The sequence below is a fragment of the Allobosea caraganae genome, assembly GCF_003351345.1.
Taxonomy (GTDB): domain Bacteria; phylum Pseudomonadota; class Alphaproteobacteria; order Rhizobiales; family Beijerinckiaceae; genus Allobosea; species Allobosea caraganae.
Window position 1 is genome coordinate 17,675 of record NZ_QQTO01000027.1, and the last position, 23,507, is coordinate 41,181.

At 61.2% G+C, this 23,507-nt stretch carries 22 protein-coding genes and 1 pseudogene; 10 read left to right on the forward strand and 13 right to left on the reverse strand.

What is annotated here, in order from left to right; translation table 11 throughout:
• Positions 1-220: 220 nt before the first annotated feature.
• Complete coding sequence (locus DWF00_RS19885) at positions 221-532, forward strand: DUF736 domain-containing protein (RefSeq protein WP_114832068.1); 312 nt, start codon at positions 221-223, stop codon at positions 530-532.
• Positions 533-759: 227 nt separating this feature from the next.
• Here the strand turns inward: DWF00_RS19885 and DWF00_RS19890 are convergent, their stop codons facing one another.
• From DWF00_RS19890 to DWF00_RS19915, 6 genes are all read right to left on the reverse strand, one after another.
• Positions 760-1,089, reverse strand: a complete 330-nt coding sequence (locus DWF00_RS19890; protein ID WP_147283809.1) for a hypothetical protein — start codon at positions 1,087-1,089, stop codon at positions 760-762.
• Positions 1,090-1,094: 5 nt separating this feature from the next.
• Positions 1,095-1,883, reverse strand: a complete 789-nt coding sequence (locus DWF00_RS19895; RefSeq protein WP_245974115.1) for an FRG domain-containing protein — start codon at positions 1,881-1,883, stop codon at positions 1,095-1,097.
• Positions 1,880-2,815, reverse strand: coding sequence for a hypothetical protein (locus DWF00_RS19900; protein ID WP_147283810.1), 936 nt, complete (start codon positions 2,813-2,815; stop codon positions 1,880-1,882). The genes DWF00_RS19895 and DWF00_RS19900 overlap by 4 nt, the downstream gene beginning before the upstream one ends.
• A gap of 565 nt (positions 2,816-3,380) precedes the next feature.
• On the reverse strand, positions 3,381-3,995 hold the full coding sequence (locus tag DWF00_RS19905; protein WP_114832072.1) for a 7-cyano-7-deazaguanine synthase: 615 nt from the start codon (positions 3,993-3,995) through the stop codon (positions 3,381-3,383).
• The gene (locus tag DWF00_RS19910) at positions 3,992-5,167 is read right to left on the reverse strand and encodes a PfkB family carbohydrate kinase (RefSeq protein ID WP_114832073.1); all 1,176 of its coding nucleotides are present in this window, start codon (positions 5,165-5,167) and stop codon (positions 3,992-3,994) included. The genes DWF00_RS19905 and DWF00_RS19910 overlap by 4 nt, the downstream gene beginning before the upstream one ends.
• A gap of 385 nt (positions 5,168-5,552) precedes the next feature.
• Positions 5,553-6,041: an 8-oxoguanine DNA glycosylase gene (locus DWF00_RS19915; RefSeq protein WP_245974117.1), complete on the reverse strand. Its 489-nt coding sequence runs from the start codon at positions 6,039-6,041 to the stop codon at positions 5,553-5,555.
• Positions 6,042-6,273: 232 nt separating this feature from the next.
• On the opposite strand from DWF00_RS19915, the gene DWF00_RS30145 reads away from it, so the two are divergent.
• On the forward strand, positions 6,274-6,582 hold the full coding sequence (locus tag DWF00_RS30145) for a helix-turn-helix domain-containing protein (protein WP_425453148.1): 309 nt from the start codon (positions 6,274-6,276) through the stop codon (positions 6,580-6,582).
• A 234-nt stretch (positions 6,583-6,816) separates the two neighbouring features.
• Here the strand turns inward: DWF00_RS30145 and DWF00_RS19920 are convergent, their stop codons facing one another.
• Both DWF00_RS19920 and DWF00_RS19925 read right to left on the reverse strand, forming a co-directional pair.
• Positions 6,817-8,721: a UvrD-helicase domain-containing protein gene (locus DWF00_RS19920; protein WP_114832075.1), complete on the reverse strand. Its 1,905-nt coding sequence runs from the start codon at positions 8,719-8,721 to the stop codon at positions 6,817-6,819.
• 2 nt (positions 8,722-8,723) lie between these two features.
• A complete protein-coding gene (locus tag DWF00_RS19925) occupies positions 8,724-10,706 on the reverse strand; it encodes an AAA family ATPase (protein WP_114832076.1) in 1,983 nt (660 codons plus the stop codon).
• A 748-nt stretch (positions 10,707-11,454) separates the two neighbouring features.
• On the opposite strand from DWF00_RS19925, the gene DWF00_RS19930 reads away from it, so the two are divergent.
• Positions 11,455-11,766 carry a DUF736 domain-containing protein gene (locus DWF00_RS19930; RefSeq protein WP_114832077.1) on the forward strand — a complete coding sequence of 104 codons (312 nt, stop codon included), beginning with the start codon at positions 11,455-11,457 and terminating at the stop codon, positions 11,764-11,766.
• Positions 11,767-11,859: 93 nt separating this feature from the next.
• On the opposite strand, the gene DWF00_RS19935 is transcribed toward DWF00_RS19930, so the two are convergent.
• On the reverse strand, positions 11,860-12,825 hold the full coding sequence (locus DWF00_RS19935) for a LysR family transcriptional regulator (RefSeq protein ID WP_114832078.1): 966 nt from the start codon (positions 12,823-12,825) through the stop codon (positions 11,860-11,862).
• Positions 12,826-13,070: 245 nt separating this feature from the next.
• On the opposite strand from DWF00_RS19935, the gene DWF00_RS19940 reads away from it, so the two are divergent.
• The 7 genes from DWF00_RS19940 (at position 13,071) to mobF (ending at position 20,480) form a co-directional block, all read left to right on the forward strand.
• The gene (locus DWF00_RS19940; RefSeq protein WP_147283811.1) at positions 13,071-13,634 is read left to right on the forward strand and encodes a hypothetical protein; all 564 of its coding nucleotides are present in this window, start codon (positions 13,071-13,073) and stop codon (positions 13,632-13,634) included.
• An 8-nt stretch (positions 13,635-13,642) separates the two neighbouring features.
• Complete coding sequence (locus DWF00_RS19945; protein WP_114832080.1) at positions 13,643-15,364, forward strand: type IV secretory system conjugative DNA transfer family protein; 1,722 nt, start codon at positions 13,643-13,645, stop codon at positions 15,362-15,364.
• Between the two features lie 3 nt (positions 15,365-15,367).
• A complete protein-coding gene (locus DWF00_RS19950; protein ID WP_114832081.1) occupies positions 15,368-15,835 on the forward strand; it encodes a hypothetical protein in 468 nt (155 codons plus the stop codon).
• A gap of 47 nt (positions 15,836-15,882) precedes the next feature.
• Positions 15,883-16,551, forward strand: a complete 669-nt coding sequence (locus DWF00_RS19955; protein ID WP_245974119.1) for a hypothetical protein — start codon at positions 15,883-15,885, stop codon at positions 16,549-16,551.
• A 121-nt stretch (positions 16,552-16,672) separates the two neighbouring features.
• The gene (locus tag DWF00_RS19960) at positions 16,673-17,113 is read left to right on the forward strand and encodes a hypothetical protein (protein WP_114832083.1); all 441 of its coding nucleotides are present in this window, start codon (positions 16,673-16,675) and stop codon (positions 17,111-17,113) included.
• Positions 17,114-17,310: 197 nt separating this feature from the next.
• A complete protein-coding gene (locus tag DWF00_RS19965; protein ID WP_114832084.1) occupies positions 17,311-17,598 on the forward strand; it encodes a hypothetical protein in 288 nt (95 codons plus the stop codon).
• Positions 17,598-20,480: a MobF family relaxase gene (gene mobF, locus DWF00_RS19970; protein WP_245974121.1), complete on the forward strand. Its 2,883-nt coding sequence runs from the start codon at positions 17,598-17,600 to the stop codon at positions 20,478-20,480. Before DWF00_RS19965 ends, mobF begins: the two co-directional genes overlap by 1 nt.
• An 82-nt stretch (positions 20,481-20,562) precedes the next feature.
• Here mobF and DWF00_RS19975 read toward each other — a convergent pair.
• The 4 genes and pseudogenes from DWF00_RS19975 to DWF00_RS19990 all read right to left on the reverse strand — a co-directional run bounded on the left by DWF00_RS19975 (position 20,563) and on the right by DWF00_RS19990 (position 23,182).
• A pseudogene (locus DWF00_RS19975) lies at positions 20,563-21,227 on the reverse strand (TerC family protein).
• A 121-nt stretch (positions 21,228-21,348) separates the two neighbouring features.
• Positions 21,349-21,849, reverse strand: a complete 501-nt coding sequence (locus DWF00_RS19980; RefSeq protein WP_114832129.1) for a nuclear transport factor 2 family protein — start codon at positions 21,847-21,849, stop codon at positions 21,349-21,351.
• Between the two features lie 48 nt (positions 21,850-21,897).
• Entirely contained in the window at positions 21,898-22,305 is a 408-nt protein-coding gene (locus tag DWF00_RS19985) for a GlcG/HbpS family heme-binding protein (RefSeq protein ID WP_114832086.1), read from the reverse strand.
• Positions 22,306-22,375: 70 nt separating this feature from the next.
• Positions 22,376-23,182, reverse strand: a complete 807-nt coding sequence (locus tag DWF00_RS19990) for an SDR family oxidoreductase (RefSeq protein ID WP_114832087.1) — start codon at positions 23,180-23,182, stop codon at positions 22,376-22,378.
• Between the last annotated feature and the right edge of the window lie 325 nt (positions 23,183-23,507).

The following is a 23,507-nucleotide window of genomic DNA, read 5'->3' on the forward strand; positions in this document are numbered from 1 at the left end:
GGGCGACGTCGGTTGGTCTCCTGTCGGCTTTGTCCGGGCCGTGGCCACCTGCGTCCTCTTTCTGCTGGCTATCTGGCCGAGTCGGGCTTTTCAGGCGCAACGGCGTTGCCGTTCTCCACGGTGTTTCGACCCTGCGGGTGCGCCTCAGCCCGCCTCGACCTTGTCGACGCCATCGAGGACGCGGTGGTCGCGGCCCGGACAAAATCGACAGGAGACGAAAATGGCGACGATCGGCAGCTTCAAGAAGGACGAAAACGGCTTCACTGGCGTGATCAACACGCTGACCCTGACCAGCAAGGTCCGTTTCATCCGCAGCGACAGCGAAAGCGACAAGGGTCCGTCACACCGCCTTTTCGCCGGCAAGACCGAAATCGGCGCGGCCTGGGCCAAAACCTCGAAAGAAGGCAAACCCTATCTCTCGGCGAAACTCGACGATCCCAGTTTCTCGGCAGCGATTTACGCCACCTTGATCGAGGACACCGACACTTCCGGCAACTACGCACTCATCTGGTCGCGTAGGACAGCCGAGTAAGAGCGTCGAACGTCGAGCGCTCCGCCGACAAGGCGGGGCGCTCGGATACAACAAAATGGCCGAGACCGCGCGCACCTTGGAGTTTCACAGCCGCGCGGTCGGGCTAGTTTTGTAACCTAACCGACGGCTTGTAGAGGCCCTTTTGCGCATTGCATCTGCTTCTCGGCCGTCATCCAGGGCCTGATTCATAGACGCAGTCCTTTCAGCCTCGGCTTCGAGGCTCCTATCTACTGGTAGAAGGACCGCGTATCGGCTGTCATATGCTCGATGACAACCTGCTCGCCATCGAACCGACCGGTGACCGTTCCAGGAAAACTGTCAGACTGTCGAATGTCGCCATCGGCGTCCCTGTAGACCAGCTCGACATGCCAGACGATCGGCCCCGAGAAGCTTCGACCGGAGATCGAGATCTCATCGTCGAACACTTCGACCGATTCGAACTGGGTATCGTTGGATAACACCGACAGGTCGTTGCCGCCTTCAGTCTCCCTGGGGTCCAATCCTCGAACGGCGATCGCGATAGCCCGCCGCATATGATCAGTCTTTGAGGTGCTCATCTTGGTCATCTCGTCAGCATACCGATCCCAAGGCCGCTCTCGTATCGCCATTTGAGCATCTGGCAGAGCCCCGCAAGGTCAGCGTAGATGTGAGCATCGTCGATCCCCAGCGTGGACAGTCGGGAACGAAATCGTCGCCGCAGGTCCGGCTCGACCTCAAAGCGATCTTTCAAGAACGATTTCGGCGCCCAGGGCTGGTTGGGTTTGGGGTGGACGGAGAACAGGCCCCGCTGACTGACGATCCGGGCGACGGAACGGTCTGGCAGCAAGAACCCTACCTTGCCAATCTTGAATGGATCTGTATCGGCGTCGGTGTCGATGACATCGTCCTCAGTAATTTGGTGCGCATAGATGAAGGCCGATTTTTCAGCGGGACCAAAAGAGACGGCGAAGAAGGCGGCCACCAATGGATTAGTCGTCCAGTCTAACAGACGGGTTGGTAGACCATAGTGCTGTGCGAGCGCCAGCCAGTCCCAATCATTGGCTGGAAGAATAGGCAAGTGAAGTCCTGCCGACTTCTTGAACGCGTTGAACACGCGGATTTCTTCCGTCAGACGATAGTCCAGTCTCAGCCGCCCGACACTGGGCGTGTAGTCCCACTCTGGAGATCCCATGCCCCGAAAGACCCAGTTCGTGGCTCGACGCTGGTCGATGAAGGTCATGAACTCGTTCCAACGCTTAAGATCGAGCCGGACCAGTTCGATAGGCGGAAGCTTGGAGGGCTTGCCTTGAGTGGTTCGATTGACGACGGCAGGTCCCGCCCCCCTGCCCGACGGTGAGTTGATGTGCTTCATGCCCCCTGGCTCCGAAGCAGATGATATAGAGCGCTTGCATAATCCTCGACGAAATTTGCGTTGGGGAAAAAGGCGTCCAGTCCTGCAATCCCATTGCTAAACACAATTCGTCGCGAGGCTGTGGCCGACGACGCTGCGAGATCTCTCACTTCGTTCAGCATCGTGCGGGCTCCAACCAGCACCAAGGTTGGAACGTCGGCTGGCGCTCTGCTCCCCTCGCCATCTAGCTCCATTACGACCTCGATTTTCTGGCGCTCCAGCCAGTCCAGCGTTGCGACGAGCAGCTGCCCCATCTCAAGTGTTTCGGAACCCAGAATCCGCACTCGGTCGGGAAAAAAGCCCGAGGAGCGTCGCGTTGGCAACGCGTGGTCCATCGGCAGGGGAAGACGGGCGTCTTGTATGAACCAAGCGAGGGACCGGGCGGCGCGATCAGCGGCGGCCTCGAGATCCTGCCCCTCCTCCAGCCAGGCATGGGCGAAGGCGGCCGCTAGCACATCGCCCGACCCGATTTTAAAGTAACTGGCTGACGCGTAAGTTGGCACTTTCACAGCTGAGCTGCGGCGCGGATGAAGTGTGACGTCGCCGAGCTCATTACGGAGCAGAATCGCAAAGTGTCTCAACGCCGAGTAATCGTTGTGCTCGAATAGCTGGGCGATCCTGTCGGAGGCCGTTCTGGCCTCTGGCAACATGCGTTCGAGCTCTCGCTCCGAAATCACCATCACAAGTTCTTTTGCATTCGATCCGTTTTCAAAGAAGCCCTCGGTTTCGTTCTGCAATGAATAGACCACGCGTTCAGCCTGCACCCTGGCGGAGCCTTCGAGCATCCCAAACCGAAGAACCGATGGCGCCACAACATCAATGGTCGGAAGTTGCCCCATCGCCGCGTTTGGAAAGTCGGTCAGCTGAAAAGGGTGTAGCCACTCGAACCGCATGCTCTCTGTCGCAGGGGAGATATGCCCCTTAAGTCCGGCACCCCGGAGCGACGCCATGACATCATCAGCATAATGTGGCGGCGCATAGGTGAAGAGCTCCGTGTCTGGCGACAGGTGCTGAAGAGCAAGCGCTGCCCGAAGTCCTGATCCAAAAAGCCTGCGCCAATAGGGGTACAGGCAGAATTCGACGTATGAGCCACCCGCAACAATCAAAACGCGGCCGCCTGACGGACGATCACCGTGCATCGCGTCGAAGATGACGATAGAACTACTGCGCGGTAGGCCACTCCCATTTTCATGCACGCTATTAGCTTAGTGAGACCAAGAAACGCCGAAAGCGACCCCACGATCTGACCGCTTGGTGCCTTGCATACGACGCTGACTGCTGGCGGCATCGGTACAAAATCAACGGCTAGCAAGTCGCCTTTATTGAGAATCCCGGCAACGGCCGGCTGCAGTCCGACGAGATCGATCTCGATGTCGATCTCGCAAGGGTCACCGGTCCCGCCCTCATTCCGAGATCGACGACGGCTCGGGGCGGGTTTGGGATCCGATGATCCTCCCACTACAGCTCCCCCACGCCTATTGCCGACTTGACCATTCCGTAGACCTCATCGACCGTTACACGATGCTTTGCGCATCCGCCGCATTGCCCGCACGCGTAACGGTGGGTATGGCAGGAGAACGTTAGACCGATCAGATCGTACGGGAAGCCGGAGCGCCGAAGCAATTCAGCTCCCGTCATCTCCAGCGCCGGCGCAACAAGTCGAACCGAGCCCTCTTGAAGTTGCAACAGCCGGTCCATCGCCTTCACGAACTCGACACTTCCATCCGCGTGAAGATCGGTCGAGACGATGCCGATCATCAGTTCCTCAAGGCCACGGCCGACCAGTGCCATCGCCGCCAAAGTAATCAGACACTGGTTTCGATATGGCCAAAACTCGGGAGCCTGGGCATCCTTGTAGGGCGCTGCGTTCGACATATCGCCCGACCCGATGGAAGAGTGGTCAATTGCCAAGACAAGATGTTGGAGCCCCATCTGATCACACAGCGCTTTCGAGGCGACGCATTCGCCTTCGGCCGACCTTTGTCCATAATCCACTGTGACGCACAGATCCGGCCGATGCATCCATGCGAGCGCGGCGGAGTCCAACCCTCCGGACATCAGGAGCGCCTTCATCTCACCGCCGCCCAGACCGAACGATAGACCGCAGCGCCGAAGTCGTCAGTGATCTCGCAGCCGCTTCCAGCGAGCATGGTCAAGCTTTCCGGCCGAGGCGCCTCCGAGAACGCGACCACCGGGATGCCGCGATCACGGGCGTAGCCGAGTTCGAAAAGAGTACCTGCATCCTCCCCGTCAATCAGCGCGAGCACTGCGGAACATTCTCGTAGACCCGCGAGATCTCGGCCGGCAATCCCCGCCGCATCGCCTAATATCCCGACCTCGTGAAGTGGGGAAAATACGGATGCACCGAGTGACAGAAGGGCGTTCCGCGCCTCTTCGACAAGCCACCTTTGGCCCAAAGTGAAGAAGGGACCGGCCAAATAAATCATCCCTGCCGTGCCACTTGGCGCTGGTACGAGCGGATACGCAGGCGTCAGCCGCTGCAGGTCCCGGCTTGCCACATAAGTTGCAACAGCTTGGGAGGCGTGTCGCGCTGCCTCTTCAGGCGAGAAGTGGCGGTCTGCCCACATGTGCGCAAATACCGCGCTGAAGACGTCTCCCGACCCAATTTTGAACAGGGATGGTGATTGGAAGGCTGGAATCTCCGTCTGTCTTGTTCCGCAATAAACGGCGGCGCCCCATGGGCCTCGTTTCACCACGACTAGAGCAGCTCCCGTGTCGTGAATGAGCCACCGCACGGCGTCCATCCCCGCCAAGCCGGTGCTGTGCTCAAGTTCCGATTGGTTCAACACGATAGCGAGCGCGTCAGCCATCGAGCCATTGGCCCGGAACTGAAGCGCTTCCGCCCAATTCTGAGGATCGTAGACTACACGCTCGCCCCGGACGATCGCGCTGCCCTCCAGCATGCCGAACCGCAGGACCGCTGGTCCCGACGCTTTCAGGGGAGAAAAGACGTTCCTATTGTGGCCGTCGATCTCGGGGCGCGACAGGGAATGAAAGTAACGGAAACAGATCTTGTTGGGGATCGGGGTCAGATGAGGCGTGACACCCATGCTGCCGAACGAACACCGAGCGTCCTCCGCCCATTCTTCTGCGACATAGCCATATAGTTCGGTTCCTGCCGCGAGTCCGGCGATCGCCGTTGCCGCGCGACCGCCCGAGCCGAACAGGCGGTCCCAGAATGGAGCGATACATTCCTCTCGATAGATGCCGCCGGCCACGATCATGAGACGCCGCCGACGACGTGGCAACGGCCGGCTCCCATATCCTGAATCGTGACGCTATAGGTCACGTCGCGCTCGAGGCAGCGTATAAGTTTGCTGAGACCCGGAAAGGCTGTTAGTGCGCCTAATATCGCTCCCTCCGCCGTGACGCACACTACCGAACGGTAGGGCTCTCCCAGTTCGAGGCGGAGATGGAGTTGATCGCCCTTTAGAACGCGGTTCAAAGCGTCGGGGTGGATCCCTAAGAGATCGCAGTCGATGACGATGTCGCAGTCGTCGCTTTCGCCGCCTGCGCTATTGCCACCTCCTGTAGTTCCAAGCTTTTTTCCGGCCACGAATCGCTCCCCAGAACAACCATAGCGTATCTTGGCGAACCTTAGGAATTCACTCAGGTTGTAAGAGCGCGCATCTCCCGCCACATCAGCGCGTCCAGGTAGGAAGCTGGAACACGAAGGGCTGTCGCGAAGTCCAGGAACCGCGCTTCCAATGTCGCATAATCCCGTGGCAGTCGAACCCTCTCCGGAAACAGGCCCATCATCTGACCCGCACGGATGACGTGCACATCGAGGATCGCGACCGCATCCGTGCCTGTCCAATTCCGTACGATCCAAGACGCCGTCTTGGGTCCGATACCGGGAAGGGTGATAAGTTCTTTACGGAGATCCAGCGGAGACAATTGGTCGACTGGAAGCTCGTCAAGCCGCCGTAGTGCTTCAAAGAGGCGCGAAGCACGTTGTCTTGGGAAGCGATACCGAACGAAACGGCCCCCAACGTCGAGCGGTTCGACTAAGAGCGTCTCGATTCTTGCCACATCGAGAGGAGGGTTCAGCGCACCGGCAGTTTTAAGTCGCTGCCAGGCGGCCTGATTGACCTCCATCCGGATCCCGTAGCCGCCGAGAATGCAGAAGGCTATGTCGTCGGCTAGGAGAGACCCCGGCGGGCTCACATAGCGGTCATCGTCCGTCCACCCTGCAGAGGCGAGGCTGAACCAAAAGGCTGGACTAGGCACCCACTCCGGACGCCCAAAGATCACGCCCGGCACGATCTCCGTAGAAGGTGAGAAAGTAAGGGGGTTGTCAGCAGCGTCAGGCATATGCATAATTATGCATATGCCTGAACAGTCCGCCGCGCAAGTCGGCTCTGCGATCGAAGCCCTAGAAGCTGCGCGCCGTCAGTCGGGAGCGAGCCAAACCGAGTGGGCTCGTCAGCTAGGGATTAGCCAGGGGCATTATTCCAAGGTTTTGCGAGGAAAGACGCGGCTTAGCCGAAGTTTATCCTTACGAGCTCGGGCGCTGATCAATGAGCCCGACCGGTCGGCATTCGAATCTGAGTTACTGCGCGCCGCACGCTCAGCGCCCCAGTTCCGGCAGCTACTTCAACTTCTGCTGGATATGCATTTTTATGGATTCCGCCCCTAAGCTGATCGCCCCAAGAGTCCGCGGTGAGGCAGCAACGGCCATCTCGGCCAGCGTCGCGGAAAGACGTCGATCAGTTCAACTATGAAAATCCGGCTGAATCGCCTATTAAAATTGTGCTCGATCTCTCCGACGACGTTACCGAGATGGGGGCAGCCCTGCGTCACGATCGGTATGACGACGACGTCGCATGAATGCCCCGTCACTATGCCTGAAGAGTTGCAAGGTAGGCGGCGTTCAGGTGATGGAGAACGTCCGGACTCCCGCCTTCTCCAGCAGGCTATAGAGAGTGGCTATTTTGCTTCGTGCCCCTCTGCGTGCGCAATATGTGAAGATGACACGTTGTTTCGCGCGGGTGAACGCGACAAAGAACCCGGCAGTGGCTTCGATCTGATCGTTGGAAAAACTCCACCATGCGCCATCGTCCAACCCCACGAAGATGACGCTGTGATATTCTAATCCTTTGCTCTTATGGATCGTCATCAGCGGAATCGCGTGAACGCCTTCATAGGCATCGAGAGTTGACGACCAGTCGATACCGCCGGCGGACGACGCCAGCAGATGCACTGCGGCTGCATCAAGCACCTTGTCGAGCCAACCACCCTGGCCGTAGGCCGGATGGACCGCGATCAGCCGTTCTCGGTCGATGAACGCCAGGATGTCGTCCACAATGGATCGCGCGACTGCCTTCGACTTTGGTGGACGGGGATGCGCGGCGGTCAGTTTAATCGCGTAAGCGTCCAGTTCGCAGGCCAGTTTCGCCTGTGCATCCTCTTCGTCCGGCGCGACACCACGAAGTGCCGCCAGCACCCCCTGACAATCCGTCCAGTATCGACCCGCCCGCTTAGTCATCGCTAGGCGCAGAATGGCGATGACCAGTTCCGATGCTTCTTCAGCCAGCAGTTCTTGCAGCATGACCGCTCCGGCGGTCCCGGCCTCGTTGCGCAGCGGAATACCGGCAGCCGCGAAGGCCGGTTCAAGGACGGCCGCGTAGTCGATGGTCTTCTGACGGACAAGCAGAACGAAGTCGCGCGGGCCGAGCTTGTGTGTCTTCATTTCACCAGCAACGAACGCCGCTAGGCGATCCGCCTCGACCTCCGGGGTGGAGAAATCCCAGATCGCGCAACTGTCCCCGGCGATTGTACCCGCCGTTTTCGATACCGGCGCCACGGCGCGGGCGTCCAACGCCTGCGCAAGGACATGCTGGATGCGCACCAGCTCAGGTGACGAGCGATAGTTGTTATAGAGCGGCGTTCGTTTTCCGCCGAAGTCGGCGTCGAAGGCGGTAAAGGGATCATCCATCGCCATCGCCCAGCGCATGATCTGCTGTTTGTTGTCGCCAACGGCCGTGACCACCGTGTCGGTGTCGAGGTAGATCGTGCGGACCAGATCATATTGGATCTGCGTCGTATCCTGGAACTCGTCCATGAACAGGTGCGAATAGGTCAGTCGAAGCGCGTCACGCGCCATCGGATTGACCCGCAACAGGAGTTCGGCGAGCCTCCCGATCATGGGGAACGACAGGATGCTCTTCTTGCCTTCGTGAAGCGTGGTTTGCCAGAAGCGGTCCGCGGCCCATTGGCCCGGCGTCGGCTGTGACCAACCGTCCACCGGGAGTGGCGACCCAACAAGATGACGGCGCTCGAATGTCTTCACCGCTATCGCCTGGAGGTCGGCATAGGTGCCAACTGATGCAGGAGGTGTGCCGACCGTCTGATACAGGAAATCGCGGTAATCACGATCATTGGGGAACATGATGTCGTAATCGGGCCGTGGCCGCCAGCGTTCGGGCAGCGCCTGACCAAAGCGGTCAACAAGCCCTTTCGCAAAGGCGTCGAAGGTCATCGAGTCGAAGCGCCCGGCATGATTGCGATGGCAGCGCTGACGGACGCGCGCAGCGAGGTTGGTCGCGGCGTCACGCTTGAAGCTGATCGCGAGAATACGCCTTGGCGCGGGTGCGGCGCCTGTCTGAAGGAGATAGGCGGCGCGTTGCGCCAGCAATTCCGTCTTGCCCGCGCCGGGGCCGGCGATGACGGATCGATTGTCTGTCGAGCGGACGACCTTCAACGCATTCGCTTCAAGCGCTTCCACGCCCACCGGCTTCCAATCATCGGGGCGAACCCGTCGCGACAGCACCGCCATGGCTAATCCCGCCGCAACGACTTGGCGATGTGCTTGAGAACCTCGGCCAGAACCGGAGGCATGTTCTCGGCCAGATCCTTTTTCTTGATGTGGGTCAGAGCTGCGAGATGCGTTGCAGGCTTGCTGTTGGTGAGGAAGTGATAACGGTAGGCTGGCAAAAGCGCCGGATAGTCCTTGAACGGACCGGTGTAGAGCGTGAGTCCCGGTCCCGCTGTCCCGAGCACCACTTCTGCCGCTTTGTCGGCGGCCATCTTCGGACCGCCACCCTTGGGGATGATCGCCTTATAGGCGTCCGGGAAGGCTTCGAGCATAGCCAGATCGAGGTCGAGAGGCGCTGAAAAGTAGACGCCATGCGGCTTCAGGCAACTGATCCAGCCTTGCAGAATCTTGCGATCTTCCGGGTCCTGCCAAGTGTGCATAGCCGCAAATCTTTCGTCGGACAGCACACCCTCATCGAGTTTCAGCAGCGTTGATTTTGGCACGCCGAATTCGATGAGTTTCTCGATCGCCGTCTTCACGCGACCAAAGCCACCGCCGTCGCGACCCAGATCGAGATCGAGAAGGGTCGCGTGCGGGATGCCGAGATGTTTCAGCAATCGCCAGAAATGCTGCACATGCCGCCCGCCCAAGGGCACGATGGCGACGAAGGCAGGATCGATCAGGAGATCGAGCGCATCGGCCAAGGGCGGCAGGACGATCCGTTCCGAGTCGCCTTCGACCAGCAGGACGAACCGGGCGAAGTAGAGTTCAGGATAGGCGAGCATCGCGCCACGGACGAACTTGGACGCCTCGTCAATGCCCGGCGGAATCTTGATTTTCTTGACCGTCGAGACCCGCGTCTTCGGGTCGCACCGGCAGTAGCGGACCTCTCGCGGATTGACGCGGCTCAGCACCGCCGGCGAATGGCTGGTGACGATCGCCTGCGCGCCGCCGGCGTCGGTCAGCGACCGGACCTGACGGATGATGCGCGCAAGGAAGTATGGGGAGAGATGGTTTTCCGGCTCTTCCAGCGCGAATAGCGTGAGCGCCGGGATACGCAGGGTATCGTCACGGAAGCCGTCCACGGTGCCGGCGACAACCTCGCGCTCCAGATCGAACACTGCCGCAGCCAACGCGAAATAGAACAGCGATTGCTGCCCGTCGCTCAGGGCGTCGAGACCGCGTTCCTGGCCGTCCGGTCCCTGCTCGAAAATGACGGCGATCTTGCTGATGACGTCCTCGAACCGGCGACTGACCAGGCTAAGCCGGGGTTTCGTATCGACAACATCGTCGTGAAGCCCGGACCAGCGCGCCTGCAAGGCTTTGCCGATTGCGGCGATGGCCGACTCGCCCTCGAAAGCTGTCGCCAAGCTTTCGGTGGCTTCCTGAACGGCCTCTTCTGTTTCGGACGACCATTCGATAGCGCGCAGCAGGCGCGCAGCGAGCGCACCCGTCGTCGCCTTGATCTGCGCCGCAGCGTCCCGGCTTGCGGGTGTATAGTAGAGTTGGATCAGGCCGCGATCCGCCGCCGACACCGGATGGCGCTTGTCCTCGGCCGGCTCGGCATCGAGTGTATCGACCCAGAACAGCTCTTGCGAAACCTCACCCTCGACCGTCCCGTCATCTTCCCATCGTGCTTCAAGACGCAGGCGGCAGACCGGCGATTTGCCTCCCCGGTCGATCTGCATGTGCCGGAACGAGGGCGCGATCGTCTCCGGCGTCGCGGTGCCATCGGCCAACTCCGGCAAACCGATCAACACGTCGATGAACAGATCCTTGGGTTCACGATCGTCGGGATCATCGTCGGCACCCAGGTGGAAATCCGAACGCTGCACGGCGCGCTGCGTCCGCGACACCCCGAACAGTTTCGACAAGGCATGGAGCAGCGCGGTCTTGCCCGCCGCGTTCGGGCCGACGACCGCCGTGATCTCGGGCGAGATCGGCACCGTGATCGGATCAGGACCGAAACAGCGGAAGCCGGACAGGGTTACGGATTCGATACGCACAGGCTTCCTTCCGCAGGCGTTTTCAATTTGCAAGAATAGGAAAGAACGATGTATTTACCCCACTACCCTGAATTGTGCAGCCTACACTTTAATGAAAGCGGCAACGAAGACACGAAAACGCGGTCAGTTATTCAAGCGGCCTTCGCAGATCGGCAATTTGCGTTCAAAGCACCACTTCATACGTCCTCCGGCGGCTACTTCTTGCCCGCAGGCTGCCTTCCGACCCCGAATATCGATCAGAGGACGCTAGTGGTGCCCGAGATCGGGCCGAATTCCGCTGTCGAGTGATTCGCACTCTGGCTTCCCGAAGCGGACATTCCCAGAGCCCGCAAAGGGCCAGAAGCGGAAGCGCATCATTCCGAGACGAGCTGACTGCCGCCCGCTCTAGGACCTGGCGGCGTGGTCATTGGCATGGGCGAGAACACGGCGCAGGCACGCAAAAACTGTGCGTAGGCGGACCCGCAGGTTCAGAATGATGGATGGCTACATTGGGCTGCGGTTGCCGTTTTCGTCGTCGTTGAAGCTGCTGGGCGGCGTGGGTTGGTCTCCTGTCGGATTTGTCCGGGCCGTGGCCACCTGCGTCCTCGTTCTGCTGGCTGCCTGGCAGAGGCGGGCTTTGCAGGCGCAACGGCGGTGCCGTTCTCCACGATGTTGCGACCCTGCGGGTGCGCCTCAGCCCGCCTCGACCTTGTCGACGCCATCGAGGACGCGGTGGTCGCGGCCCGGACAAAATCGACAGGAGACGAAAATGGCGACGATCGGCAGCTTCAAAAAGGACGAAATCGGCTTTACAGGCGTGATCAACACGCTGACCCTGACCAGCAAGGTCCGCTTCATCCGCAACGACAGCGAAAGCGACAAGGGTCCGTCCCACCGTCTCTTCGCCGGTAAGACTGAGATCGGCGCGGCCTGGGCCAAAACCTCGAAAGAAGGCCGCTCATATCTCTCGGCCAAACTCGACGATCCCAGCTTCTCGGCAGCGATCTACGCCACCTTGATCGAGGACACCGACATTTCCGGCAACTACGCACTCATCTGGTCCCGACGGACAGCCGAGTGAGGTCGGCAAGATCGCCCCGCCCGACAAGGGCGGGGCGTATCCCGTTCTGCGCAGACACCCATCCGGCGATGTGTTGACGACGCCGGGTAAGCCCTACAAGCGAGGCTCCGTGAATTCGGCCGGGTGGATGAATTCATCGTTGAACCAAGGATATTTCCGCGTGTCGTAGATCGATTTGATCCAGTCGATCACGGCGCCGGCGCTACGGGAGGCACGGACCTCCGGCCGGAACGTCAGCCAGATGTCGAGATTGCGGGTGCGCAAGCCAATGTCGATGGGCTCGATCTTGCTGCCGAAGAAGGCAATGCAATAAGTCGGCAGCACGCCGATGCCGAGCCCGGCCTCAACTGCGGCGAGGTTGGCCAAGCTGCTGTTGACGCGCGTGGCGATTCGGCCCGCAGCCTGCGATCCTTGCAGGATGTCCTCGACCTGGACGTTGGACACGACACTGTCGATCTGATCGACGAACCGGTGGCGGCCGACGTCCTCCCAACTCTCGGGTTTGCCGAAGCGCTCGATGTAGCCACTGCTGGCGAACAGTTGGAAGTGCATGCGACCGAGGCGATAGGCGATGACGTCGGCGTTCTCGGGGCGGCGGAGCTGGATGGCTATCTGGCAACCGAAGCGCAGCACGTCGGCGAGATCCGCCGACAGGCGAATGTCCAGCCGAATGTCGGGATGCTCGGCCTGGAACTCGGCGGCGCGCGGGATCACCCAGCCGACGCCCATACCTTGGGTCACATTCATCGAGACGGATGAAGCCCCGACGCGCTCCTCCTCGATCACGGCTTTTAGGTTCTGCAGGGGCGACCGCATTTCCACGACCGCCTCGAAGATCCGCTCGCCCTGGGCCGTGAGCACGATGCCGTCCGGCATGCGGTTGAACAGTTTCAAACCGAGCTGTTCTTCGAGTATCTCGATCCGACGCGCGAAGGTTGACGCGCTGATTTTGGCGTCGAGGCCGGCGCGCCGGAAGCTGCGATGCCTTGCTGCGATCGTGAAGAGACGAAGGTCGTCCCAGGATACGGCGTCTAGGTCGATGGGGTTCGATCCGATCATGCGTACGGGCTACCGAAGATAAGCGCGCCACGCAATTTACCGGCCACCGCCCACAACCTGGGCGCATCATTTTCGCAGCACGGCGTCGCGGCGATGACGCACATCCGTCAAGGACTCGTTAAGGCGACGGGACAGATGATCAGGAGATGAAAACGGCAATTAGCGTTTTCATGTGATAGAAATCTCTCCGACTCTAGCTTGAGAAAGCAGAGACGGATCCCGTATTCTTTCCTGCGAGATCACCAATGCCAACAAATCCTACCGATACACCCCGCGCCGATCGCCCCAACATCGTACTTATAAACCCTGATATTCATGCAGAACACAAACAGCGCGATGTCGTCTCTGCGTTAGAAGAACAGCATGGCGTTAGCAACGCGATGGTGGTCAAAGCCACCAATCCGACCGCGCAGTGGCTTGATGCGAATCACATGTCGGCGCTTTCAGGCCAACAGCGTGCGTCGTTCGACGACGATGGCGTCGTAATGCTTCTTCAGCATCCGATCGATCCCAACTTCACGATACCGGTCGTCGCTGTTGCGAGGGAAGCAGTCGAAGCCGGCGTGAAGCAGGTTGAAAAGGAAGGCGGCGGCGCGGTTGGTTCAACCCAAATCGCGGCGGTGATCAAGCGTCTGGACGGAATGAGCCATCGAGACCGCAGTGACTTTTTCGTCAGTGCGTACATCGACATGCCCAACCACGAGGAAGGCCGCGGAATCATTGCCAGCTTTACTCAAGCCGAGCTTGACGTGGCGCTGAGCAACGCCTGGGCCACCCGCAAGTTCATCCTGCTCAACGGCAAGGCGTAGGCGTTCCGATGTTTCGTCCCGACCTGCCGGCTCGCGGCTTCCGCATTGCCATCCTAGCCATTCTCTCTCTGGTGATCGTCTACCCAGTAAGCTTCGTCGCCACCCATGGCTTCGATCAGGGCGGGTGGCCGAGTACCCGAACACTTCGGGACGAATTTATCCCATTAGCGGCGACACCCGCGACTTATCTTGGCGGCATCCTGAACGGAGAGTTCGGAGCAATTGCCAATCTCTACGGCGCCATGGCGGTTGGCCAGGCGCCGATGCTGCCTGGAGGTGGTTACTGGTGGTTCTTCGGCTGGGGGGCGCTGCTTTGCACTTACGCCGCCGCCACAATTATGGTCGCGCCGCAGTTCCTGCGGCGCGACCCCAACGGCCCGTTCGGGAATGCGAAATGGGCCTCGCCGAGCGTGCTCGCCCAGCTCACTCGCGGTATCGAGATCGGGCTCGATCCGGACACCGGCAACGCCGTGCGCATTGCGATCGAGGGCAATCTCCTGACGATCGCGCCGCCGCGGATGGGCAAGACGAACGGTCTCGTCTTGCCGAACCTGGCCCTGGCGGAGCCGGGCGCCTTCGGCGGCCCCGTCGTCGTGATCGACCCGAAGGGCGATGCCTATTGCGCCGCCAGGGCGCGCCGTGAAGCGCTCGGCCAGACGGTGCGCTGCCTCGACCCCTTCGGGATGGTCGAAGGCGGCGACAGATGGAACCCCCTGCTCCATAAGAAAGCCGGCGACGTGACCTACCTTCTGGCCATGGCCAGAGCGCTGCTGCCCGACACGGCAGGCGGCAGCGCCGCTAGCGAATTTTTTCGCAACCGCGCCAGCGCGATGATCGCGGCGGCTCTCGCGGTCGCCATCATCGACGAACGTCATGATCCAATTGCCGCAGCGCGACTTATGCAAGACGAAGATTCATTCCGCAAAGCGCTTCAGGGGCGCACCGACGCTCTGTCGCGGGATGCGATGTCAACGCTCGACAGCCAGGCTGAGCAAACCCGTGGGGGGATCATCGCCACCGCCCAGCAGGCGTTTCAGTGGGCGCTTGATCCGCAGATGCAGGCGGTGGTCGATCATCATACCTTCGACATCGCCGATCTCAGTTCCGGCCAGACCGATCTGTTCATCGTCCTGCCGGCCGACGAGCGCAGCACGATCCTCGCGCCTTATGTGCGTTGGCTGCTGTCGGACCTGTTCTCCAGCATTCGGCGCCATCGGCCCCGCGAACGGATCCTGATCATGATCGACGAGGCCTTCGTGCTGGGCCGCTTTGAGGCCCTTCTCAAGGGCGCGGGCGAGTTGCCGGGCTATGGCGCCAGCATCTGGACATTCTGGCAAAGCCGGCAGCAGCTCGTCGAGGCTTACGGGCCATCCGGTGCCACGATTTTCACCGACACCGCCGAGGTCGTGACGCTGTTCAACTTACCCCGCGCCAATCCCGAAGAGGCCGAGCACTGGTCGAAGGCTTTGGGGACCTATTCGGGGTTCGTCGATTCAACGACTCGCGACGCCTCGACGGGCAAGCCGGCCACGAACTCGCAGCCGACGGCGATGGAGCTCGTTCCGGCGAGCAGCCTTGCGGGACTGCTGCAGGAAAAGACCATTGCATTCGTCAACAAGCGTGGCGTCACCAGCGATCCGCTGCTGCTGGACAAGACGCTCTCCTACGACGACCCCCGGTTCGAGGGCCTGCTGGACTTCGTCGTGCCCGTCGCGCAGGCGCAAGGGTAACGCGTGCAAAAGCTCGACCTGACCAGGCTCTCGCGCGACGTGGCTTGCCTTCGCAAAAGCCACCCCGCGGGCCTCGGCCCCGGGGGGCGACCTGCCACGGGCGCGATGGCCATCGTGCGAGAAAACCTCGGCAGACTGGAGGCGCTGCATGCAGCAGGCTTCAGTTGGGTCGACATCGCCGTGGGCCTGGCAGCACAAAACGTGCTCCATGGTAGCGGCCGGCCTCTAACCGGGCGCCAGCTCACCGGCCTGATCGCGAGCGTTCGCCGCCAACAGCGCCGGCGCGAGACGAAGGCCACGCGACGTGCGACCCGCACCGACCTGTCGACGGTCACCTCGACCCTGACACTCGCCGCAGAACTCTCCGCGCCTGCGCAACTACCAGCTCTATCGACGATCCCCACCGAAGCCGATCTGCGCCGCGAACGGCTGGCTTCGCTCGGCAGCCTCATGAAAGAGAGCGAACGATGACACGCATTCTACTCGTCGTCCAAGACAAGGGTGGCGTCGGCAAGTCTTTGACGACGCGAGCGCTCGCCGAAGCCGTGCCGGAAGCACCCGTCATCGAGGTCGATGCGAGCCAGCGTCTGATCGAGCTGAAGGAGCGCGTCACCTTCTTTCCGATGCGCGCCGATCGTGCCGCGATCGATCTCTCGGGCGGTAAAGCGGCCCGAGCGGAGTTCGATGGCGTCATCACGGCGATGCAAAAGGCGACGACACCGACCATCATCGACGTCGGCGCCAATACCTCGGCCTCGCTCATGAGCGTGCTGGGTTCTCTCTCGGCCGCCTTGACGTCGTTGAAGATCCAGCTCGGCGTCGTCGTCCTCGTTACGGCCGAACCCGGCGCTCTCGCCGAGGCGCCGCGATTGATGATGCTGGCAAAGCCGCTGACGGCGACACGGTTCCTGATCGAGAACCGACTCCACGGTGAAGTCGACGCCAAGTCGATCGCGAAGATCGCCGATGGCGCGACGGTCACGACCTTGGCCGAGCACGCGATGGAAGATCACGCCGTGGCCGTGCTGCAAGCCGGCGGCCTCGCATCGATTCCCAAGCTCGATATCGCAAAGCTCATCGATCGGCACGGGGTCGCGCTCGGCAGCCGGGTCTACGCCGATCTGACGCGCTTGCGCGCCGATACGATGGAGGCCGTCCTGCCGGCCGCCAAATGGCTGGTGGGTTGAGCCTATGAGCAACTATGAGCACGGGAACGGTCCAGGCGGACGGGTCGCATCAGCGAGGGCAGATGCAGACGCCGCGAAACGACGGCTGGAGCAGGCAAGCCGGTCGCGATTGGAAGAGCTGATGCGTCTCAGCCCTCAGGCACGGTTGGCCCACATCAACGACGTCGACCTCGTGGCAGCCGATCGGGCAACCTTGCGTCGGTCGGTCCAGGTACAGCTCCCGATCAGGAGACTACGTTGGCGCTGGCGTCGGTCGTGGCTGGCGCGGCGATCCTGGCTGGATGATCTCAGCCAGGCGACGTTCGCAACAGGTATCGCCTGCGCGGCCTTGTCGATCCTGTTCGTCACTGCCGGATGGCAGGCAACCGCGACCGCCTACATCCACTCCGAGACCGAGGAGATACCGTTCCGGATGCCGGAAGGTGGTCTCTTACGAATGAAAATTCCAGCGGGGACCAAGTTCGGCATCAAGCAGCGCAACGGTATCGCGACTGAGAGGCTATGGATCCCTGGCCGCGGCTATGCCTGGACGCAGCTCTACGCCCGTAGCTACTGGCGATAGGGGCTGCAAAGGGCAACACGGGGCTGCAAGAGGCAACCCTAGGGCAGGAAGAAGGCAGCAGATTGTAGGGTATCACACCACACGCACTGAGAGTGCTTCTCGGTGACCAGCCGCCCGATTGCCGCCCAAGGCGGCTTGTATTCGCCCCCGGCGGCCTCAGGTCCGTCGCAGGGGCCTTGTCTCAGGATTCGCCCATCATGGCCAGCACGCCCGCCCCCGTCTCCCTCACGATCATCCTGCCGGCGGACGTTGCCACTGCACTGCGAAAGGCCGCCACTGAGCGCGGCTGGACGCTAGAAAGTTTGGCAGCCGACTGCATCGCCCAGCAGATCGAGACCGCGATCCGTCACCGCGTCGTGCTGGAGCGGATCGAACAGGTCGACGGGGCCCTGATCGAAATGGCGACAGCTCTGGGAGCGATCGAGGCGGCCGGTGGCGAGGGCATCGATCTGAGCGCGTTCTGCCGCTACAGGAAAGGCGCCTGATGCTCTCGCCGCATCGTCTCGGCGCAGGGGCGCAGGCTGCCGCGTATTACACCTCCGACAGCAAGCGCGAGGCCAGACCCGATCGCCGGGACGACTACTATGCCCGCGACGGCGGCGGCGTGTGGTGGACGACGTCCGGGACCGTCGTTCGCCACGATGCGCCGATCGACAACGCGTCGTTCCGTGATCTCTGTGCCGGAGTCGATCCGCGCACCGGCCAGCCGCTCGTGCGCGGTGCAGGCCCGACCCATTGGGCGGGCGTGGATCTGACGATGACGCCTGGGAAAAGCGTATCGGTGCTATGGATGGCGGGCACCGCCGAGCAGCGCGCGTTGATCGAGGCGGCCCATCGTCAGGCGATCGACGAGGCGCTTGGATTCATCGTGAGCGAGGGGCTGATCGAGGTCCGCAGCGGTGCCGGCGGCAGCCAGCGCCATGCCCCGACCGATCTGATCGTCGCCAGATACGATCACTACACGACGCGCGAAGGCGACCCCAATCTACACACCCACGCCGTGGTTTTGAACGTCGCCGGGTCTCCGCTTCCGACGCGATCGGGACGATATCGGTTCGACCATCTCACAATCGAGACCACGAAACTGTTCAGCTGGCAGCTTGTCGCAGGCGCTGCTTACAGGGCGGCGTTGTCCCGCGAACTGTCAACGACCTTTGGGTTTGCGTATCGGGAGGCGGGTCGTGGACAATGGGAGATCGCAGGCATAGCCTCCGAGGTGCTTGCCGCGTTTTCGAAACGGTCCGCGCAGATCGAGGCGTACGCTGGCCCCGATGCCAGCGGCGCGCAAAAGGAGATCGCCGCACTCGCCACTCGCAGAGGGAAAGATTTGGTTCCGACCGGCGAGGAGCTCGAGGCGCGCTGGCAGGACGAACTTGCCGCGCTTGCCGCCGATCCCTGGGCGCAGGCTCTGGACCGGGCGCGCGATCGCACGCAGGCGCATGATCTCGACCACGATGCCGAGCGGCCGTTCGATCCGCCTGACGTCAAGGGGGACGGCCCTGTTGCCAGAGCTGCGTCGATTCTGTTTCGGCATGAGAGCGTCATCGACCGCAAAGCGCTGCTCCAGACCAGCCTTGAACTGGCATCGCTCGACGGTCAGGCGTTTGAAACCGTCGAAGCCGAACTTGCAGCATTGGAGCGTGAAGGCGCCATGATCGCGCTGAGTGGCGATGAGCCATCGGCGCGTTGGACGACGCCTGGGATCGCAGCGGCTGAGGCAGCCATGCTTCGTGCCGCCCATCGGCTCAACGAACGCGACTGGCTTACGGCAGAGGCGATGGACCGCGCCCTGGCGCGTGCGCCTCATCTATCTGAGCAGCAGCGGGAGGCCGCGCGACACGTTCTCGGCCGCGATGGTGTGACGATCGTTGAAGCCGGTGCCGGCACGGGCAAGACCACGACGGCACGGGCGATCGTCGATGCCGCAAGGGAATCGGGCATGACCGTGGTCGGACTGGCGCCGGCATGGATCGCTGTCGATGAACTCGGGGCCTCGACCGGGATCGAGGCGCAGGCGATCGCGCGTTGGCGCCACGACCATGATGGCGGAAAAGCAAAGCCACTAGATGCATCGACGCTCATCATCGTCGACGAAGCCGGAATGGTCGGGACCCGCGATATGGAAGCCGTGCTGACGGCTGCGCAGCATTCCGGCGCAAAGGTCCTGCTGCTCGGCGACCGTCGCCAGCTCGCATCCGTGTCGGGGGCAAGCGCGCTGCGGGTGGTCGCGGACGTCGTCGAACGCTCTGCGGTCATGCACGAGGTTCGGCGCCAGGAGGTCGATTGGCAGCGCGCGGCAACTGTCGTCATGGCGCAAGGCGACTCCGAGGCGGGCTTGCGCGCCTATGCCATGAACGATCGCATCGAGCTGGTGTCGGGGGCGGAGGCCGCCCAGGATCGCGTCATCGCGCTGTGGCAGGAGCAGCGCTCAGAGCATGGTGACGACGTGCTCATCGTCACCAGTCGCAACGCCGATGCAGCGTCGCTCAACCAAAAAGCCCGCCAGATCCTGCGGGAAGAGAACAAGCTTGGTCCGGACCTGATCGAGCTGCGCGCGCTCGATCGATCTGATAAAATTGTGCCGCTGCCCTTGGCCGTCGGTGACCGTCTTCGCTTCGGGGAGACCCTGGTCCACCACGGCATTCGCAACGGCCATCAGGCCATCGTCGAAGCGATCGGTCGGGACGCATCCGGTCAGACGCTGCTGACGCTTGCGCATCAAGACGGGAGCCGGCTCGAGGTCGCCTGGGGTTCGCTCTCGCGCGAGCCGCGCTTTGGGCGCAAACCCGCGCCGCCCAAGATCGTGCATGCTCTCGCTGGTACCGCCTATGCCGCTCAGGGAAGAACCGCGCCAGCCGCGGTTCTTTATGTGGCACGTTCGACGGACGCGCGGGAAGTTTACGTCGGACTCAGCCGCCATCGCCACGACGCGCGGGTCGTGGTCGAGAAGGATCGTCTGGATGCGATGTGCCGGCAGCGTCAGGCCGATCCGCGTCTCCCGGCAACCGCGACAGCGATCCTGGAAAAGCTCTTTGGCGAGGCGGCGAGATATCGCGAAAAATCCAACGTCGTCGATTATGTCGAGGATCAACGCGGCTTCATCCGGGACGGTGTGATCCGGCAAGCTGCGGAGCGCTCGGGCATTGGCGCAGACTATGCTCGAAAGGCAGTGCGCTTGCTCCGCGAGGCAATGTCTCGATTGCGTCTTGATCGTCTGTCGCTGACGTGGCCGATCCTCGCTCTGCAGTCCATGGTGAGCCGTGAAGCGGTTCGGGCGAAGGCGGACGATCTGGTTGCGAGGGTTGGAATGCATTTGGGGCGGGGGGGCGGCTCAGGGAGAATTCACGAGCAGGGAATCAAGAGGTAGAAATGCAGATATCGACGAATCCAGCCACTGATTTGGAAGGTCTCATAGGCCATCGGATCGACAGCCCCGACCTTCGGCGTCGTCATGAAGCCCTCGGCCACGACATTGGCCAGATTTCCAGCCAACCTCGATTGACCATCTCTAAAGCCACATAGAGGACAACTGCTAGACCAATGTAGGCAATCCAGCGGTGCTTCTGCAGTAGATTTGCGATGAAGCTCGCGGCGATCCCCATCAGCGCAATTGACAATCCAAGGCCGAGGACCAACACGAGGGGGTGGTCTCGTGCGGCCCCTGCCACGGCTAAAACGTTATCAAGCGAGATCGACACGTCGGCGACAACGATCTGCCAAGCAGCTTGGCCGAAGGTTTTGTGCGGGGCCCGTTCAGCGATCCGCCCACTTGGGTCGATTTCGCGGCTTTCCAGGACCGCTTCAGGCTTCACGTCGTTCGCCGTATACCAACCCGCAGTTCCCGCCACATTTTCCAGCACACCCAAAGCAAAAGAATACCGCCGGCAAATAGGAGGCCCACGATTTCTAGGAGCTGGGTGGTGAGACCCGCGAAGGTGATGCGAAGGATTGTGGCCGCGATGATCCCCACTAGGATGGCCTTGTTGCGTTGCTCCTTGGGTAAGCCCGCCGCTGACAGCGCGATCACGACAGCGTTGTCGCCGGCCAGCACCAGGTCAATCATAATCACCTGGAGGAAGGCCGACAGGGCCCCGCTAGCTAATAGCTCGCTCATTCCAAATCCCGAGTTCATCGAGTCAGCTGGACAGGTGCCGTTGATCGGGACTCCCGCGCGTGAACGAACCAACACGGTCTTTCTCACGCGAGATGCGTTCCAAGGCATGAGCACTGAGCTGCTATTGTACGGGCATCACCCGACGCCAGAATTCATCAAAAGCGATGCTGTCGAAAAATGCATGCGCACGAGTGATGCGGCCATCCCTAACCTCGAGGAACCAAGCGTAGGTATTGGCATAGGGCTTTCCGTCGCGCGCCGTGCCGCTCGCATCGAAAAGAGCAACTACGGTGTCGCCATCCGCGTACAGTTGTCTGACCGTAGGCGACAGCGGCGTGGACATTCGAGCATTGAACGGCCTGATCACCTCACCGAGGAACGCCTCGCGACTGAGATAGGTACGTGCGGCTAATGAATTGCCGGTGATTGTCCAGCTGACGTCATCGGCTAAGAGGCCATACGGCCCCCCGGTACCGTTACGCCAAGCTTCGAAGCTTTGCGCGATAAGGGCTTTGTTCCGATCTTCAACACTGGCCTGAGCGTACGTCTGGCGTGGGGTCGTCAGTCCGCCCCCTATAATAGCGATCGCCACAAGGCCAATTGCCGTCTTGCGAGCTAGCATGACGTCCTCCATCAATTTTCAGGTTTGAGAACTCCGCAAAGGAGAGGATCAGATCGAGGAGGCAGCAGCGGCCGCCGCCTGCGCCACCTGTAGATCTTGCGAAACGGCGCCGCCGGACACGCCGACCGCGCCGAGAAAGGTGCCATCGGGCGCATGAAACGGAATCCCTCCCGCAAATACGACCAACCCCCCGTTCGTCTGATCCAGTCCCGGCGAGGTACCGCCTGGTTTGCAAAACTCGCCGACGGCCTCAGTAGCCATGCCGAATAGTGCAGCTGTTCGCGCTTTGCCCAAGGCAATGTCAATCGATCCGAGCAACGAACCGTCCATTCGGACAAAGGCCTTGAGATGTGCCGCATTATCCAAGACCGCTACGTTCATAGGCACGCCGATTTGCCGTGCTACTCGGCATGCTGCGTCCAGGGCCGCGTCCACATGTTGTTGGCTGATTGTCATGATCTGAATTCCTACAAGAGGGAGAGATCGCGGCACGCACATCCCTGTGAGCCGCGACCTGCTTGTCCGATTAGATCTGATTGTCCCACGCCGCGACCTGATGCTTTTTGAGCATGTCCTCGATCGCCTTGGGGCAGACGTTCCGGAACTTGCCGGTGTCCGCTGGGATGACTTCGATCATGCGATCGATCATCTCTTTCGGGTCCATCTTGCCCTCAGGCGTCGCGAAGAAATCGTCGAAGCCCTTCCGCAGATCGGCACGCTTGGTGAAATGTTTACAGTCATCGAGCCAACGGAAGGGATTGTCCGCCATCGTCTCGTTGTAGCCGGTGTAGTAGGCTCCCGGATTGATGGTCTGGATCTTGATCCCGTAGGCGCTCAACTCCTGTTGGAGCGCTTCGGCAATCGCTTCCAACGCATGCTTGGTCGACACATAGGTGCCCCAGTTGGCCGGGGTGAACAGGCCGCCCATCGACGAGGTGAAGACTACCTTACCCTTCTTGCCTTCGCGCACCCAGCGCTGAACAATACCCTGGGTCAGGGTTAGTGGCAGGAAGACGTTGATTTCGTAGTTTTTTCGCACGAGTTCGAGCGGAATTTCCCAAACCGGCCCGGCCTCGCCCATGCCCGCATTGTTCCAGAGAACGTCGAAATCCCAACCCTGCGCCTGCTTGATATCATAGGGGTCCATCAGATCGAGGCGCTCGACTCGGAGATTTTGCAAGCCGAGTGCAGCTGCTTCTTCGCGGAGCGGCGTGACCTGAGAAGAAACTTGCGCGGTGGCGATGATGCTGTGGCCATTTTTGGCCATTCCAAGAGCGGCGGCCTTGCCGAAGCCAGAGCCCGCGCCAGTGACGAGGATGGTTTTCTTGGTCATTTCGACTTCCCTGTGTTCGTCGTCGCGTTTGCACGCAAAAGGCGGTGCGGGAGCCGAGCCGGCTCGCGCTTGGGATATTTTTTGGCGCGGAGTATCGCTCGGACAGCCCAGTTATGAGCTCTCCCGGCCCGTCAGAGCCAGTTCAATGACGTAAAGAAACGTTCATTTTCGTCGTGACGTAAGTGGCGTGACGGCTTCTGAGCATGCAGATCAGCGGTGTCCACGATCGGGGCACAAGACCGTCGCTATTTTCCTCCACATGATCGCAAAGGCGCAAAAAATCTTGGATCCCTTGTCGTGTAGCGGCGCGTGCGCTTAACAAAAC

Excerpts from the sequence above, each read along its gene's own strand:
- DWF00_RS19885 (WP_114832068.1), top strand. The coding sequence starts at position 221 with ATGGCGACGATCGGCAGCTTCAAGAAGGACGAAAACGGCTTCACTGGC.
- DWF00_RS19890 (WP_147283809.1), bottom strand. The coding sequence starts at position 1,089 with ATGAGCACCTCAAAGACTGATCATATGCGGCGGGCTATCGCGATCGCC.
- DWF00_RS19895 (WP_245974115.1), bottom strand. The coding sequence starts at position 1,883 with ATGAAGCACATCAACTCACCGTCGGGCAGGGGGGCGGGACCTGCCGTC.
- DWF00_RS19900 (WP_147283810.1), bottom strand. The coding sequence starts at position 2,815 with ATGCGGTTCGAGTGGCTACACCCTTTTCAGCTGACCGACTTTCCAAAC.
- DWF00_RS19905 (WP_114832072.1), bottom strand. The coding sequence starts at position 3,995 with ATGAAGGCGCTCCTGATGTCCGGAGGGTTGGACTCCGCCGCGCTCGCA.
- DWF00_RS19910 (WP_114832073.1), bottom strand. The coding sequence starts at position 5,167 with ATGATCGTGGCCGGCGGCATCTATCGAGAGGAATGTATCGCTCCATTC.
- DWF00_RS19915 (WP_245974117.1), bottom strand. The coding sequence starts at position 6,041 with ATGGAGGTCAATCAGGCCGCCTGGCAGCGACTTAAAACTGCCGGTGCG.
- DWF00_RS30145 (WP_425453148.1), top strand. The coding sequence starts at position 6,274 with ATGCCTGAACAGTCCGCCGCGCAAGTCGGCTCTGCGATCGAAGCCCTA.
- DWF00_RS19920 (WP_114832075.1), bottom strand. The coding sequence starts at position 8,721 with ATGGCGGTGCTGTCGCGACGGGTTCGCCCCGATGATTGGAAGCCGGTG.
- DWF00_RS19930 (WP_114832077.1), top strand. The coding sequence starts at position 11,455 with ATGGCGACGATCGGCAGCTTCAAAAAGGACGAAATCGGCTTTACAGGC.
- DWF00_RS19935 (WP_114832078.1), bottom strand. The coding sequence starts at position 12,825 with ATGATCGGATCGAACCCCATCGACCTAGACGCCGTATCCTGGGACGAC.
- DWF00_RS19940 (WP_147283811.1), top strand. The coding sequence starts at position 13,071 with ATGCCAACAAATCCTACCGATACACCCCGCGCCGATCGCCCCAACATC.
- DWF00_RS19945 (WP_114832080.1), top strand. The coding sequence starts at position 13,643 with ATGTTTCGTCCCGACCTGCCGGCTCGCGGCTTCCGCATTGCCATCCTA.
- DWF00_RS19960 (WP_114832083.1), top strand. The coding sequence starts at position 16,673 with ATGCGTCTCAGCCCTCAGGCACGGTTGGCCCACATCAACGACGTCGAC.
- DWF00_RS19965 (WP_114832084.1), top strand. The coding sequence starts at position 17,311 with ATGGCCAGCACGCCCGCCCCCGTCTCCCTCACGATCATCCTGCCGGCG.
- mobF (WP_245974121.1), top strand. The coding sequence starts at position 17,598 with ATGCTCTCGCCGCATCGTCTCGGCGCAGGGGCGCAGGCTGCCGCGTAT.
- DWF00_RS19980 (WP_114832129.1), bottom strand. The coding sequence starts at position 21,849 with ATGCTAGCTCGCAAGACGGCAATTGGCCTTGTGGCGATCGCTATTATA.
- DWF00_RS19985 (WP_114832086.1), bottom strand. The coding sequence starts at position 22,305 with ATGACAATCAGCCAACAACATGTGGACGCGGCCCTGGACGCAGCATGC.
- DWF00_RS19990 (WP_114832087.1), bottom strand. The coding sequence starts at position 23,182 with ATGACCAAGAAAACCATCCTCGTCACTGGCGCGGGCTCTGGCTTCGGC.